The following is a 14,640-nucleotide window of genomic DNA, read 5'->3' as shown; positions in this document are numbered from 1 at the left end:
CGCCGGAGGAGTTCCGGAACCGGGCCCTTGCGGCGTAGTCGCTATTTATTCAGTCCAAGTTTCGGGGCGCAGTTCACTGTCCCCATTGTGGTGGTTTAGGGCTCCCAGGGGCAGGGGGCTTCGATGTGGATGTGCTCGCCGGTTACGGGATGCGTGAAGGACACGCTGTGGGCGTGGAGCATCAGGCCGCAGGGGCGCGGCGTTCCGTACAGGTCGTCGCCAACCAGGGGATGATGCTCGCTTGCCAGGTGCACACGGATTTGGTGCTTGCGGCCGGTGAGCAACTCGACATCGATATACGAGCGCGCGGGCAGGCCACGACGGCTCTTAAGACGTTTGAGCACCTTCACGCGAGTTTGAGACGGCTTGCCGCTGGCGCCGACGCGCATCTTTCGGCTGTCGTGACGGTCGCGGGCGATGGGCTTGTCGATGAGCTTCTCGTTCCAGTCGATCTTGCCCTCGGCCAGCGCCAGATAGTGCTTTTCGAAGGCGTGGTCGATGACCATTTGGTCAAAGGCGGGCTGCGTCTGTTTGTCGAGCGAAAACAACACCACGCCGGTGGTGTTGCGGTCCAGGCGGTTGAGCGGCTGCATGTCGGTCGCGGCAAAGCCGTCACCCATCGCCAGCAGCAGGTCGCTGGCGTAGTCGGTGAGCGTGCGCTCGCCGGTGCCGTCGCCGTGGACGATCATGCCGGCGGGCTTGTCGATGGCCATGAGCCAGGCGTCGCAGTAAAGGACTTGAGGTTCTTCGTTCACGTGTAAGCCTTTCGGTTAGCTAATTCCCACAAACATGCAGCCCGAGGTGGCGCCGCGCAGGCGGGCGGCGGGCTTGCGGCCGGCCTGTGCTGCTTCGACGGCACGACGGACGCGGGCGACGGCACGGCCCACCTCATCTGTCTCGAGCAGCGTTCCGTCTACCATGAGACGACGCACGCCGGCATCGAGCAGCTGAGGAACCTGCGGCGTGAGGTCGATGGGGTAGGCGTCGTACAGGCGAGAGCGGCCATGGATGTCGGTGCGTACGGGCATGACCTTGCCGTCGATATTCTTGAGTGACAGCTTGCGGGCGCGCAGGCGGCAGTTAGCGCAATCGTGGATGCAGCCATTGGCCACCTGCAGGATGCAGTGCTCACTCGTCATAACGCGCGGGCGGCCGAACACAGTGATGCCCAGGGCTGCGGGCGCGGCGGTGCCAAGCGAGACGATCTCGTCGAGCGTGATCTCGGGCGAGAGCCAAAACGCACCGGCTCCGCGCTCGGCAAGTGCCTCCATGCAGGGCGTGTTATGCACCGGCAGGCAAGAGCGAATCTCGGCCGTGGCGCCGGCATGAGCGGCTACGGCGAGCTCGGAGATATTGCCGACGGCGACGGTGGCTCCGGCATTGATCCAAGGATCGACGCGCTCGTGGTCGACGGCGCGGCAGACCTCGCCGAGTACGGGCACGATACCCTGCTCAAATGCATCGGCAGGGGAGAGTCCGACAGCCTCGAGCGCGTCGGTGGTCATGTAGATGCGCGTTGCACCCTCCGCTCGCGCTGCCTCGGCGGCCTCGAGCGAGGTGACGGTGGCGCAGATCTGCGGCTCGTCGCGGTAGTGCTCGGGCATGGGCCGCGTACATTTGTCGAGCACCGGCAGCTCGAGCGTGCGGGCACGCTCGTCATACGGTGCCAGAATGGCCTCCTCCAGCGCCTTGCAGGCGGCGGCGCGCACCTTGTGCACAGCGGAGAAGCCCATGCCGCAGCCCTTATCGAGCGCCACATCAAAGCTCGCGGACTCAAAGGGCGAGGACCCCATGCGGCCCACATGCTCTACCAGATCGGACGCCTCGACCGCGCGGGTCTTGGCGGCCTCGACGGTAAAGCCCGTGGCCGTGGCCGTAAGCGAAGGGGCGTCGCAGCAAGTAAGCGTGACGGCAAACGGTTCGCCCAAACGCGCCACAACGGTTACATCAACGGCGCGGCGGCGCAGCACATCGCGCTTGAGCGCGGCGCCGGCAGCGTCAATGGCGCGCTGGCTTCGAATCACGCGCACGCGGCAGCCCTCGGGCATGCTGCGAGGCACGCGGCACTCGATGATGTCACCGGCGGCGGCATCATCGGCGGCAATGGTGGTCAGGAACTGGTCAAACTCGTTATCGTGGCGAAGCTCCAGCAGGTCGCCCTTGCCCACGGGCTCAAACAACTCAATGCGGGCGATGGCGGCGCGCCGACGGCGGTCGTCGGGCTTGAGGCCGCGCACATCGCGGTTGGCCGGGCGGCTGCCCAGCACCGTGCCCACGATCTGGCCGCGGTTGTTGGAGCGCTCGTAGCTCATCATCTCGTCACCCGAGGTACCGTCTTGGTAGGCGTGCGTAAAGTCGCGGTTAAAGCAGCGCTTGAGCTGTCGCTGGCGGGCTGCATCCTCATCCTTGGAGGTCGAAACATCGGCCAGCATGTCATCAATCTGATGACGATACACGTCGACGATGGAGTACACGTAATCGGGGGCCTTCATGCGGCCCTCGAGCTTGAGCGATGCGGCGCCGGCGTCATACAGACGGCGAACAAGCTGCGAAGTGTTGGTGTCGCGCGGGCATAGCGCACGCTCGCGACCGGCAGGGGAGAGCGAGCGGCCGTTCTCGTCGATCAGCTCGTAGGGCAGGCGGCAGGGCTGGGCGCACATGCCGCGGTTGGCCGAGCGGCCCGCCATGGCAAAGCTCGAGAGCAGGCACAGGCCCGAGTAACAAAAGCAGATGGCACCGTGGCTAAAGACCTCGAGGTCCACATCGGGTGCGGCGTCGTGGATGGCGGCGATCTCGTCAATGGAGAGCTCGCGCGACAAGGTCACTCGGTCGGCGCCCTGCTCACGGCACCAAAGGGTTCCGCGGTCGTCGTGGATGTTTGCTTGGGTTGAGATGTGCGTCTCGATGCCGGGCATGGTGCGCTTGACTTCAAAGAACAGACCCCAGTCCTGGATAATGAAGGCGTCGGCGCCCAGCGTTGAGCAGCGATAGATGAGTTGCAGCGCATCGTCCATCTCGGACTGCTTGATGACGATGTTGACCGTGACGTAGACGCGCGACCCGGCTAGATGTGCGGCGCGGCAGGCTTGCTCAAAGGTCTCGTCGGTAAAGTTGGTGGCCTTGCGGCGGGCGTTGAAGCTGCCCATGCCGCAGTAGATGGCGTCTGCCCCGGCGGCGAGTGCGGCGGCAAGGGGCTCGGGTCCTCCGGCGGGCGCTAAAAGCTCGGGTCTGCGGTTGGTGGTTCGACTGGCGGTTGCGGTCATATCCTGCCTTTCAAAATGCTCAGATACTCAAAAGTATAGTGGCGTCGCTGCGGTGGGCGACGCCCGCAGCCTAAGCAGGACAAAGTCTTCAGCAGCTTGGACTGGCTGCTCCACATGAGAACCGTTCAGCGGTTCGGGGAAACCGTTGGGCGATAAAATATTCTCGCAACGTGATAATAATCTTGCATCGCGCGGAAACCTTGAGTACTATCCCAATCAAGCGCGGTGTTCAGACCGAACTGTGCCTCCCGGTGTGAACACCGCGCTCACGCTCTCTCAATTGATCGTAAGGAGAAAAACATGAGCAAGACCGTCGTGTCTTCCGATAACGCACCCGCAGCCATCGGCCCGTATTCCCCCGGTATCCAGGCCGGCAACATGGTGTTCCTGTCCGGCCAGCTGGGCATCGATCCCGCGACTGGCAAGATGCCCGAGGGCGTCGAGGCCCAGGCCAAGCAGTCCCTCGCCAACGTTGAGGCCCTGCTGACCGCTGCCGGCGCTACCTTTGCCGATGTCGTCAAGACCACGGTCTACCTGGCCGACATCGCCGACTTCGCTGCCGTGAACGAGATCTACGCTTCCAAGTTCGAGGCTCCGTTCCCCGCGCGCAGCGCTTTCCAGGTTGCCGCTCTTCCGGCCGGCGGTCTGGTCGAGATCGAGGTCGTCGCCGCTCTCTAAGGCGTTGGCCACAACTAAACATGACATGCAAAAAGACCCTGCAGCGCGTGCGAGCTGCAGGGTCTTTTATCAAGTGACGGATCGCTTGTGGAGCCGCGCTCCATTTTGCCCGTTAGCCTTCCTTGCGGACTATTTGCAGGTAGCGGTAGACGCTGGGCTCCGAGATGCCCAGCGCGGTGGCGGCGCAGGACACGGCGCCCTTGAGCATGAACACCCCGTTGCCGTTGAGGTGGCGAATGACGTCCACGCGGTCGCTCTGACCAAGCGACGCCACATCCAGCCCGCGCGCGCTCAGCAACTCGGCAATGCTGCGGTCGATGAGCTCCTGTGTAGACTCCGAAAGACTTTCGACCTCGATAGACGCGGGCTCCGCCTGCCTTGGCACAGCGTCGAAGCAGGCCATGAGCTGCTGAGCCATGGCGTTGATGGAGCGTACCGTGGAAAGATCGGTGTTGACGCAGAGCATGCCGACGATCTCGTTATCCTCGCGGATAAAGTACGTCGCTGACTCCAACGTCTTGCCGCCGGCACCGCGCCCCTCGTAGCCCGTAATAAACGGCAGGTCGCGATACTTGGCGTCGTGCATGATCTTGAGTGCCAGATCGGTGGCGGGACCGCCGACCTTGCGGCCGCTCACGATGCCGTTGCGAATATCAACGATGGCGTGGTCGGGATCCGAGAAATCGTGCAGCACGATTTCGCTGTTTTTGCCGAGTACCTGCTCCAGAAAATCGACCATCGGCAAAAAGCGACGTACGGTCTCGTTCACGGGCAACTCCTTTGGGTGAAATCGGAAATGTTCATAACAATTTTTTCTCATGGTAACACGGTGTCTATTGATTCACATATTCGCAGGTACATTGCGTAATACGGACGAGCGGTAGGAATTTGGCGGTAAACGGTCGACCAAAAGAAAAGTTAGATGCTATTTTGACAGGACACTTTCCTGACCTGCGGAAATGCATTGTCTCAGCTCAAGAATAGTCTGATAACAAAAAATTATTATTGAGAATGAGAAAAATCTTTAATACGATATGCAACGAAGGCACAACCTCACCCCCGCACTGCGTCACAATAGAGCGCTAGATGCGAAAACAACTACTTCGAGGATTGGTGGTCAAATGGCCCAGGAGACGGTTACGAACGGCACTGAAGCCCTGTTCACTCGCGAAGGCATGCCGCCCGTTACGGAAATGATTCCGTGTGCCCTTCAGCATGTGCTGGCATCGTTTGCCGGCATCATTACCCCGGCGGTCATCATGGCCGGCGTCTACGGCTTTAATAGCCAGCAGAGCACCGACATCATCCAGGTCGCCCTCATTCTTTCGGCAATCGACACGGCCCTTCAAGCCTTCGCTCCCTTCCGTCGCATCGGCGGCGGCCTGCCCATCGTCATGGGCGTTTCGTTCGCGTTCCTGCCGGCCCTGCAGGCCATGGGTGCCTCGGGCTTTAGCTTTGGTGCGCTGCTGGGCGGCGAGATTGTCGGCGGTGCCGTCGCGGTCCTCTTTGGTCTGGCCTACAGCAAGATTAAGTGGCTGTTCCCGCCCGTCGTGACCGGTACGGTCATCTTCTCCATCGGCGTTTCGCTGTATCCCACGGCCGTCAAGTATATGGCCGGCGGTATGGGTACGCCGCTGTGGGGCACCCCGCAGGCCTGGTGCGTCGCTCTTATCACCTTCGCCGTGGTCTTTGCGCTCGCCAACTTTGGCAAGGGCACGCTCAAGCTGGGATCCGTGTTCTTTGGCATGATCGTTGGCATGATTGTCTCCATCCCCTTTGGCATGATCGACTTCTCCAGCGTCGCCACCGCTCAGGTCTTCGCCCTTCCCAAGCTCATGCCCTACGCACTCGAGTTTGATCCCGAGGTCTGCATTACCCTCGCCGTCGTGTTCCCCATGGTCGCCATCCAGGTTATCGGCGACGTCTCCGCTGCCTGCCTGGGCTCCATCGACCGTATGCCCACCGAGCGCGAGCTTTCCGGCGCTATCGTGTCCCAGGGCCTCACCTCTATGGTCGGCGGCCTGCTGGGCGGTCTTCCCACCAGCGCCCTTGGCCAGAACGTGGGCATCATCTGCTCCAACAAGGTCGTCAACAAGTGGGTCTTTGTGATCATCGCGGCCGTCTTTGCCATCGCCGGTCTGTTCCCGCAGCTCTCTGCCGTCCTTTCCGCTATCCCGCAGCCCGTCATCGGCGGCGCGACCGTCGGCGTCTTTGGCACCATCACCATGAACGGCGTGCGCATGTTCACCCGCGAGGGCCTCACGCAGCGCACTACCACCATCGTCGGTACCTCCGTCGTCTTTGGCCTGGGTATCTGGATGGCCAGCGGTTGCCTTGCCGGCGAGGGTATGCCCACCTGGGTTTCCACCGTCATCGGCTCCAATGCCGTAACCCCCACCGCCATCATGGCCATTGTCCTTAACCTGATCCTTCCGCAGACGCCGGTCGTGGCCCAGCACATCGATGCTGCCAAGGACGCTGCCGTGGATCTGGTCTTGCCCGAGAGCAAGAAGTAACCAATTCGGTGCTATTCGTCGGCGGACGCATCGCCTCGTCCGCCGACGTCATGCGGCGCCAAGCCGCACTTCAAAGGGTTTGTCCCTTTGGTGAAGCGTTGACGGGAGAGGGCCCGTTTCCGGTGTAGGCCGGCGCTTCGCACTCCGCCATGTCAGAGGTGTCAAACCCCGCCTCTGATGTCGAAGGGAGCATCCATGCTTCTGGTCGCTAACGGTTCCGTCTTTACCCGCAACGCTCAGACCCCGTTTATTCCAAACGGTGCGGTCGCCATTGACGGAGATACGATCGTCGAAGTGGGCCCCGAGTGCGAGCTCAAGGCCAAGTACCCGGATGCCGAGTACGTCGACGCCCAGGGCAACCTCATCATGCCCGGACTCATCAACTGCCACACCCACATCTATTCGGGTCTAGCCCGCGGCCTTGCCATCAAGGGCTGCAACCCCACCAACTTCCTGGAGAATCTTGAGCAGCAGTGGTGGAAGATCGACGACAACCTGACGCTCGACGGCACCAAGGCCAGCGCCTATGCCACGATCTTGGACTCCATCCGCGACGGCGTCACCACGATCTTCGATCACCATGCGAGCTTCTGTGAGATCCCGGGTAGCCTCTTTACCATTAAGGACGCAGCTCAGGAGCTGGGCATGCGTTCGTGCCTGTGCTACGAGGTCTCCGATCGCCGCGGCCAGGAAAAATGCGACCAGGCCATTGCCGAGAACGCCGAATTTGCCCAGTGGGCCGCCAAGGAGCGTCGCGATAACGACAACCATATGATCGCCGCCATGTTTGGCGGACATGCCACCTTTACGCTTTCGGACGAGACCATGGATAAGATGGCCGAGGCCAACAACGGCCTGACCGGCTTCCACATCCATGTGTGCGAGGGCATGAACGACGTGTGGGATTCCCGCCTCAACCGCGGCGGCATCAGCCCCGTCGAGCGCCTGCTGCAGCACAACCTGCTGGGTCCCGACACCATGCTGGGCCACTGCATCCACGTGACGCCTGCCGAGATGGATATCGTCAAGGAGTCCGGCACCTGGCTCGTCAACAACCCCGAATCCAATATGGGCAACGCCGTGGGCTGCGCCCCCGTGCTCGAGTTCTTCCGCCGCGGCATCCCCGTGTGCATGGGCACCGATGCCTACACCCACGATATGCTCGAGAGCCTCAAGGTCTTCCTGATCATTCAGCGTCACAACGCCGCTATGCCCAACGTGGGCTGGTGCGAGGCAATGACGATGCTGTTCGAGAACAACGCCAAGATGGCCAGCAAGTACTTCGATCGCAAACTCGGTGTGCTCGAGGCCGGCGCTGCCGCCGACGTCATCGTCATGGACTACAAGCCCTTTACGCCGCTGAGCGAGGAGAACATCGACGGCCACATGCTCTTTGGCATGATGGGCAAAAACTGCCGCACCACCATCATCAACGGCCGCGTCCTGTACAAGGATCGCGAGTTCGTTGGCATTGATGAGGACAAGATCAACGCGTGGACCATGGCTGAGTCCAAGAAGCTCTGGAGCACGCTCAACGATCGCACCTACTAATTACAAGTAGATTCACGCGCGTCGGATGTTTCGCCGCGTTCGACGCGCGTATAGGCGGCCTCCGCGGGGTCGCCGGCGCTGTGCTAGCGCTACACCGTATTTGCGCCCGTCGCGCGGTCTCGCCGGGCGTTACAGAGAGGAGCTCATTATGAGCGACATCATGAGGCCGATCCCGTTTTCGCAGCTGATGAACTGGATCATCGAGGAGCACAAGACTCAGGGCGCCGTCTTTGGCGTGCGCAAGATGGTCACGACCAACCAGGAGGGCGCGCTTCCCATTTTTGACGAGCGCATCGAGACTCCGTTTGGCCCGGCCGCCGGTCCCAATACGCAGCTGGCCCAGAACATCGTGGCATCCTACGTGGCCGGTTCCCGCTTCTTTGAGCTCAAGACCGTTCAGGTTATGGACGGCGAGGAGCTCTCCAAGTGTGTGAACAAGCCCTGCATCGTGGCGCAGGACGAGTGCTACAACTGCGAGTGGTCGACCGAGCTCGAGGTTCCGCAGGCCTTTGCCGAGTACGTGAAGGCATGGTTTGCCTGCCACCTGATCGCTCGCGAGTACGGCCTGGGCAGCCCGGATGGTTTTGTCTTCAACATGTCCGTGGGTTATGACCTCGAGGGCATCAAGAGCCCCAAGGTCGATGCGTACATTGAGGGCATGAAGGACGCCAGCGGCTCCGAGGTTTGGAACGAGTGCCGCACGTGGGCGCTCGCTAACCTGGACAAGTTTGAGCATGTCGATGCCGCGTTTGTCGAGTCCATCCCGGCGCGCGTCTCCAACTCCATTACCGAGTCCACGCTGCATGGCTGCCCGCCGGCGGAGATCGAGCGCATCGCGACCTATCTGATTACCGAGAAGGGTCTCAACACCTACATCAAGTGCAACCCCACGCTGCTGGGCTATGAGTTTGCCCGCCAGCGTCTGAACGAGCTGGGCTTTGACTACATCGTTTTCGATGACACGCACTTCCGTGAGGACCTGCAGTGGGCCGATGCCGTGCCTATGTTCGAGCGCCTGATTGCCCTGTGCGCCGAGCGCGGCCTGGAGTTTGGCGTCAAGCTGACCAACACCTTCCCCGTCGACGTGACGAGAAACGAGCTGCCCTCTACCGAGATGTACATGTCCGGCCGTTCGCTGTTCTCGCTGACCATCGAGGCCGCCCGCCGCATTACCGAGCAGTTTGACGGTAAGCTGCGCATCAGCTACTCCGGTGGTGCCACGGTCTACAACATCCGCGCCCTGTATGATGCCGGCATTTGGCCCGTCACCCTGGCGACCGACGTGCTCAAGCCCGGTGGCTACGAGCGCTTTAGCCAGATGGCCGGCGAGTTTACCGACCTGGATGGCAAGCCGTTTGCGGGCGTCTCGCTCGAGGCCGTGACCGCGATTCAGACCGACTCGCTCACCAACCCGCTCTACAAGAAGCCGCTGCGCCCGCTGCCCGACCGCAAGGTCGCCGGCAAGAGCCCGCTTTCCGACTGCTTTACTACGCCGTGCCGCACGAGCTGTCCCATCCAGCAGGATATTCCCGCCTATCTGGCGGCTGTTGACGAGGGCCGCTTCGAGGACGCGCTCAACATCATCATCGAGCGCAACGCCCTGCCGTTTATCACCGGCACCATCTGCCCGCATCCCTGCGGCCGCGCTTGCGAGCGTGCGTTCTACGAGCCCGAGGGTGCCCAGATTCGCGCCAGCAAGCTCAAGGCTGCCCGCGAGGCCATGACCGCCGTGCTGCCCAAGCTGCGCGCCCAGGCCATTGCCAACGACGGCGAGCACAACGTTGCCGTTATCGGTGGCGGCCCGGCCGGTCTGGCGACGGCGTTCTTCCTGACGCGTGCCGGCGTGCCCGTCACTATCTTTGAGGCCCGCGATTCGCTCGGCGGCGTGGTCCGCCACGTGATCCCCGAGTTCCGTATTGCGAGCGACGATATCTCCCACGATGCCGAGCTCTGCCTGGCCTTTGGCGCCAAGGTGCAGCTCAACGCTCGCGTGGATTCCATTGAAGAGCTCAAGGCCCAGGGCTTTACCGACGTGGTCGTGGCCACCGGTGCCTGGATGCCCGGCTCTGCGGGCTTGGGCGAGGGTGCCGAGCTCGACGTGCTGGAGTTCCTCGAGACCGCCAAGAAGGGCGAGAAGCTCGAGCTGGGCGAGGACGTCGTGGTCATCGGCGCCGGCAACACCGCCATGGATGCTGCCCGCGTGGCCAAGCGCCTGGCTGGTGTGAAGAACGTGCGCCTGGTGTATCGCCGCACCAAGAAGCAGATGCCCGCCGACGAGGAAGAGCTTGATCTTGCTCTTGCCGACGGCGTTGAGTTCTGCGAGCTGCTGGCGCCCAAGGCACTCAACGGCGCCGTGCTGACCTGCGATGTTATGGAGCTTGGCGAGCCGGATGCAAGCGGCCGTCGCAGCCCCGTCGCCACGGGCGAGACCGTCGAGCTTCCCGCCACCACGGTGATCTGCGCCGTGGGCGAGGGCATCGACGCCAGCCTGTACGATGCCGCGGGCGTCGAGCACGACCGTCGCGGCCGCCTTGCCGCCACCTCCACCGGCGTCGAGGGCGTCTGGGCTGCGGGCGACTGCCGTCGCGGTCCTGCCACCGTGGTCGAGGCCATCGCCGATGCCGCCGAGGTTGCCCGTGCCATCGCCGGCGTGGACTTTAACAAGTACGCCGACCAGAATGCTCAGGCCGGCCGCGAGGACACCTGCTACGAGCGCAAGGGGTCGCTGTGCCGCGACAAACGCAACTGCACCAAGACCCGCTGCCTGGGCTGCGGCTCGGTGTGCGAGGTCTGCTGCGACGTGTGCCCCAACCGCGCCAACGTGGCAATTAAGGTGCCGGGCCTGGCCAAGCATCAGGTCGTCCATGTCGACGGCATGTGCAACGAGTGCGGCAACTGCGCCGTGTTCTGCCCTTACCAGGAGGGTCGTCCCTACAAGGACAAGCTCACCCTGTTCTGGAGCGAGGAGGACATGGAGAACTCCGAGAACGAGGGCTTCCTGGCCGTGGACGAGGACCACTTTAAGGTTCGCGTCGCCGGCACGGTCCGCACCGTCTCGGTCGATGCCGTCAACACCGGTCTTCCCGAGGCCGTCCGCCTGACCATCAGGGCTGTGCGCGACAACTATTCGTACCTTCTTAAGAAATAGGCGAGTCTCTTATGGCCAAATCCATTCAACATAACGTGGCCTACGTTGCCTGCGGAAGCGGTTGCGCCTCCGCAGGCGGCGATGCCCGCTGCAGCGAAGGCTGCATTGGCTGTGGCGCCTGCGTCACGGCTTGCCCCCACGGTGCCATCTCACTGGTCGACGGCGTTGCCCGCGTGGACCGCTCCAAGTGCACGGGCTGCGGCCTGTGCGGCATGGCGTGCCCGCAGCGCGTGATTGCCTTCGTTCCCGGCTACCAGAACATCCTGGTGCGCTGTAACAACACCGACAAGGGCGCCATTGCGCGCAAGATCTGCGACACGAGCTGCATCGGTTGCGGCATGTGCGCCAAAAAGTGCCCTGCCGGCGCTATTCGCATCGAGGACAACTGCGCCCATATCGACGGCGCGGACTGCCTGTCGTGCGGCATGTGCGCGGTTGTGTGCCCGCATGGCGCCATTCACGACCGCACCGGCATTGCCGCCGGCGTGTAGAAGGGAATCACCATGGCACAGGAATTCACTTTTACCGTTAACGGCGTGGAGCGCACGACGACTCAGAACAAACCGCTGCTGCGCTACCTGCGGGACGACCTGCATATTCACTCCGCCAAGGACGGCTGCTCCGAGGGCGCGTGCGGTACCTGCACCATCCACGTGGACGGTGCGGCCGTCAAGGCGTGCGTGCTGACCACCGCGCTTGCCGCCGGCCGTAACATCGTAACCGTCGAGGGCCTGCCCGAGGACGTGCGCGAGGCCTTTGTGTACGCCTTTGGCGCCGTGGGCGCCGTGCAGTGCGGCTTTTGCATCCCCGGCATGGTCATGGCGGGTGCGGCACTCATCGCCGAGGACCCCGAGCCCACCGAGGAACAGATCAAGTACGCCATTCGCGGCAACGTCTGCCGTTGCACCGGCTACAAGAAGATTATCGAGGGCATTTCGCTGGCAGCCGCGGTGCTCCGCGGCGAAAAGCAGATCGACGAGGACCTGGAGCGCGGCGATGACTACGGCGTGGGCAAGCGCGCCTTCCGTATCGACGTGCGCAAGAAGGTGCTCGGCGAGGGCAAGTACCCCGACGACATCGACGAGCTCGACCAGCCGGGCCTGACCTATGCCAGCGCCGTGCGCTCGAAGTACCCGCGTGCCCGCGTGCTCTCCATCGATACCTCCAAGGCCGAGGCCCTGCCCGGCGTGGTGGGCATTCTGCGCGCCGAGGACGTGCCGGTCAACCAGGTCGGCCACCTTATCCAGGACTGGGACGTCATGATCGCCCAGGGCGATATCACCCGCTGCGTGGGCGATGCCATCGTGCTGGTGGTTGCCGAGGACGAGGCGACGCTCGAGAAGGCCAAGAAGCTCGTCAAGGTTGATTACGAGCCTCTGGAACCCGTGCGTAACATCGCCGAGGCCAGGGCTGCCGACGCTCCGCGCCTGCACGACAGCTTCTTTGCCTTTGGCAACACGGTGGAGCTCAAGGACAACGTATGCCAGAGCCGTCACGTGACGCGTGGCGACGCCGCCAAGGCGCTGGCGGAGAGCGCGTTTACCGTGACGCAGCGCTTTACTACGCCCTTTACCGAGCATGCTTTCTTGGAGCCCGAGTGCGCCGTCGCCTTCCCGTACAAGAACGGCGTCAAGGTGCAGTCGACCGACCAGGGCGCCTACGACACGCGTAAAGAGTGCGCCCACATGTTTGGCTGGGATAGCGAGCCCGAGCGCGTGGTCGTCGAGACCATGCTCGTGGGCGGCGGCTTTGGCGGCAAGGAGGACGTGTCCATCCAGCACCTGGCCGCGCTCGCCGCATATAAGTTCCAGCGTCCCGTGAAGTGCAAGCTCGCGCGTGCCGAGTCGCTCGCGTTCCATCCCAAGCGCCACGCCATGGACGGCACCTTTACACTGGGCTGCGACGCCGAGGGCAACTTTACCGGCCTGGATTGCGAGATCAACTTTGATACCGGCGCCTACGCGTCGCTGTGCGGCCCGGTGCTCGAGCGCGCCTGTACGCATGCCGTCGGCCCCTACAAGTACCAGAATACCGACATTCGCGGCTTTGGCTACTACACCAACAACCCGCCCGCCGGCGCGTACCGCGGCTTTGGCGTTTGCCAGTCCGAGTTTGCGCTCGAGAGCCTGATCGACCTGCTGGCCGAGAAGGTCGGCCTGGATCCGTGGGAGATTCGCTACCGTAACGCCATCGAGCCGGGCGAGGTTCTGCCCAACGGGCAGATTGCCGACTGCTCCACGGCGCTGAAGGAGGCGCTGCTCGAGGTCAAGGATGCCTACTATGCGCATCCCGGACACGCCGGTATCGCCTGCGCCATGAAGAACGCCGGCGTGGGCGTGGGCCTGCCCGATGCCGGCCGCTGCAAGATTCGCGTCGAGAACGGCGTGGCCGTGGTCTATGCTGCCACGTCCGACATCGGCCAGGGCTGCAACACGGTCTTTTTGCAGGACGTTGCCGAGGCATGCGGCCTGCCGCTTCGCTGCATCGCCAATGGCGAGTGCTCTACCGAGAACGCTCCCGACTCCGGCACCACGTCTGGCTCGCGTCAGACGGTCGTGACCGGCGAGGCCGTGCGCGGTGCCGCCTTCCTGCTGCGCGATGCCATGCTTGACATCGAGGCCGGCAAGCATGCACCCGATGCTCCTGTGAGCGCCCATGGTGATGGCATCAAGATCGAGTACGACGACGGTCGCGCCTATCAGCTGCACACACAGGAACTCGTCGCCGGCCAGGGTATGCATCCTCAAGATCCCGCTGCCGCCATCAAGGCGCTCGAGGGCTGCGAGTTTGGGTACGTGTACCTGGAGCCGACCGACAAGCTGGGCGCCGACGTTCCCAACCCCAAGAGCCACATCTGCTACGGCTTTGCCACGCATGTGGTCATTCTGGATGATGACGGTCGCGTGAGCGAGGTCTATGCCGCGCACGATTCCGGCAAGGTGGTCAATCCCATCTCCATCCAGGGTCAGATCGAAGGCGGCGTGCTCATGGGTATGGGCTATGCGCTTACCGAGGATTGGCCGCTCAAGGACTGCGTGCCCCAGGCAAGGTACGGCACGCTCGGACTGTTCCGTGCGCCCGAGATTCCGGATATCCACGCCATCTACGTGGAGAAGGATGAGCTGCTGCCCGTGGCATACGGCGGCAAGGGCATCGGCGAGATCGCAACGATTCCCACGGCGCCCGCCGTACAGAACGCCTATCGCGCATTTGACGGCAAGCTGCGTCCAGATCTGCCCATGGTGGATACGCCCTACAGCCGCGCCCGTCGCCGCGGGTAGGGTAGGGTGCGGACAGCCATTGCTGATGGGCTGTTTGCGCTCAACATCAACTACATACGCTGCGCCTTTGGCCCCGGCTCCATCTGAACTGCCTCCCATTTCTTGGACATGAGAAATGGGAGGCTTTGGAGTGGGAAGGATAAACTGGACTTTCTTTTAAGGATCCTCAAGCGTATTGCCGCTCGTATTCCACTGGAGACATG

The 14,640-nt window shown here is 62.9% G+C and carries 9 protein-coding genes; 6 read left to right on the top strand and 3 right to left on the bottom strand.

Annotation, left to right across the window (positions count from 1 at the left end):
- Positions 1–95 precede the first annotated feature (95 nt).
- Together I4W09_RS09765 and I4W09_RS09760 are read right to left on the bottom strand one after the other, a co-directional pair.
- Positions 96–755 carry an RluA family pseudouridine synthase gene (locus tag I4W09_RS09765; protein WP_232049565.1) on the bottom strand — a complete coding sequence of 220 codons (660 nt, stop codon included), beginning with the start codon at positions 753–755 and terminating at the stop codon, positions 96–98.
- A 15-nt stretch (positions 756–770) separates the two neighbouring features.
- The gene (locus I4W09_RS09760; protein WP_196033970.1) at positions 771–3,263 is read right to left on the bottom strand and encodes a U32 family peptidase; all 2,493 of its coding nucleotides are present in this window, start codon (positions 3,261–3,263) and stop codon (positions 771–773) included.
- A 300-nt stretch (positions 3,264–3,563) separates the two neighbouring features.
- On the opposite strand from I4W09_RS09760, the gene I4W09_RS09755 reads away from it, so the two are divergent.
- Positions 3,564–3,941: a RidA family protein gene (locus I4W09_RS09755; protein ID WP_055285184.1), complete on the top strand. Its 378-nt coding sequence runs from the start codon at positions 3,564–3,566 to the stop codon at positions 3,939–3,941.
- Between the two features lie 112 nt (positions 3,942–4,053).
- Here the strand turns inward: I4W09_RS09755 and I4W09_RS09750 are convergent, their stop codons facing one another.
- Positions 4,054–4,710, bottom strand: a complete 657-nt coding sequence (locus I4W09_RS09750) for a helix-turn-helix transcriptional regulator (protein WP_271756804.1) — start codon at positions 4,708–4,710, stop codon at positions 4,054–4,056.
- A 352-nt stretch (positions 4,711–5,062) separates the two neighbouring features.
- Here I4W09_RS09750 and I4W09_RS09745 point away from each other — a divergent pair, with 352 nt between their 5' ends.
- The 5 genes from I4W09_RS09745 to xdh all read left to right on the top strand — a co-directional run bounded on the left by I4W09_RS09745 (position 5,063) and on the right by xdh (position 14,437).
- Positions 5,063–6,457 (top strand): uracil-xanthine permease family protein, encoded by a 1,395-nt coding sequence (locus I4W09_RS09745; protein WP_138339630.1) that lies wholly within the window; start codon positions 5,063–5,065, stop codon positions 6,455–6,457.
- Positions 6,458–6,652: 195 nt separating this feature from the next.
- Positions 6,653–8,008 carry a putative aminohydrolase SsnA gene (ssnA, locus tag I4W09_RS09740; RefSeq protein ID WP_195569018.1) on the top strand — a complete coding sequence of 452 codons (1,356 nt, stop codon included), beginning with the start codon at positions 6,653–6,655 and terminating at the stop codon, positions 8,006–8,008.
- A 148-nt stretch (positions 8,009–8,156) separates the two neighbouring features.
- The gene (ygfK, locus tag I4W09_RS09735; protein ID WP_117769386.1) at positions 8,157–11,156 is read left to right on the top strand and encodes a putative selenate reductase subunit YgfK; all 3,000 of its coding nucleotides are present in this window, start codon (positions 8,157–8,159) and stop codon (positions 11,154–11,156) included.
- Between the two features lie 11 nt (positions 11,157–11,167).
- Positions 11,168–11,647: a 4Fe-4S binding protein gene (locus I4W09_RS09730; RefSeq protein WP_138339631.1), complete on the top strand. Its 480-nt coding sequence runs from the start codon at positions 11,168–11,170 to the stop codon at positions 11,645–11,647.
- A 12-nt stretch (positions 11,648–11,659) separates the two neighbouring features.
- Positions 11,660–14,437: a selenium-dependent xanthine dehydrogenase gene (gene xdh / locus I4W09_RS09725; RefSeq protein ID WP_196033967.1), complete on the top strand. Its 2,778-nt coding sequence runs from the start codon at positions 11,660–11,662 to the stop codon at positions 14,435–14,437.
- Positions 14,438–14,640: the final 203 nt, after the last annotated feature.

Source organism: Collinsella aerofaciens (genome assembly GCF_015670795.1).
Lineage (GTDB): Bacteria > Actinomycetota > Coriobacteriia > Coriobacteriales > Coriobacteriaceae > Collinsella > Collinsella aerofaciens_Q.
This window is presented reverse-complemented; position numbering and strand designations above follow the sequence as displayed.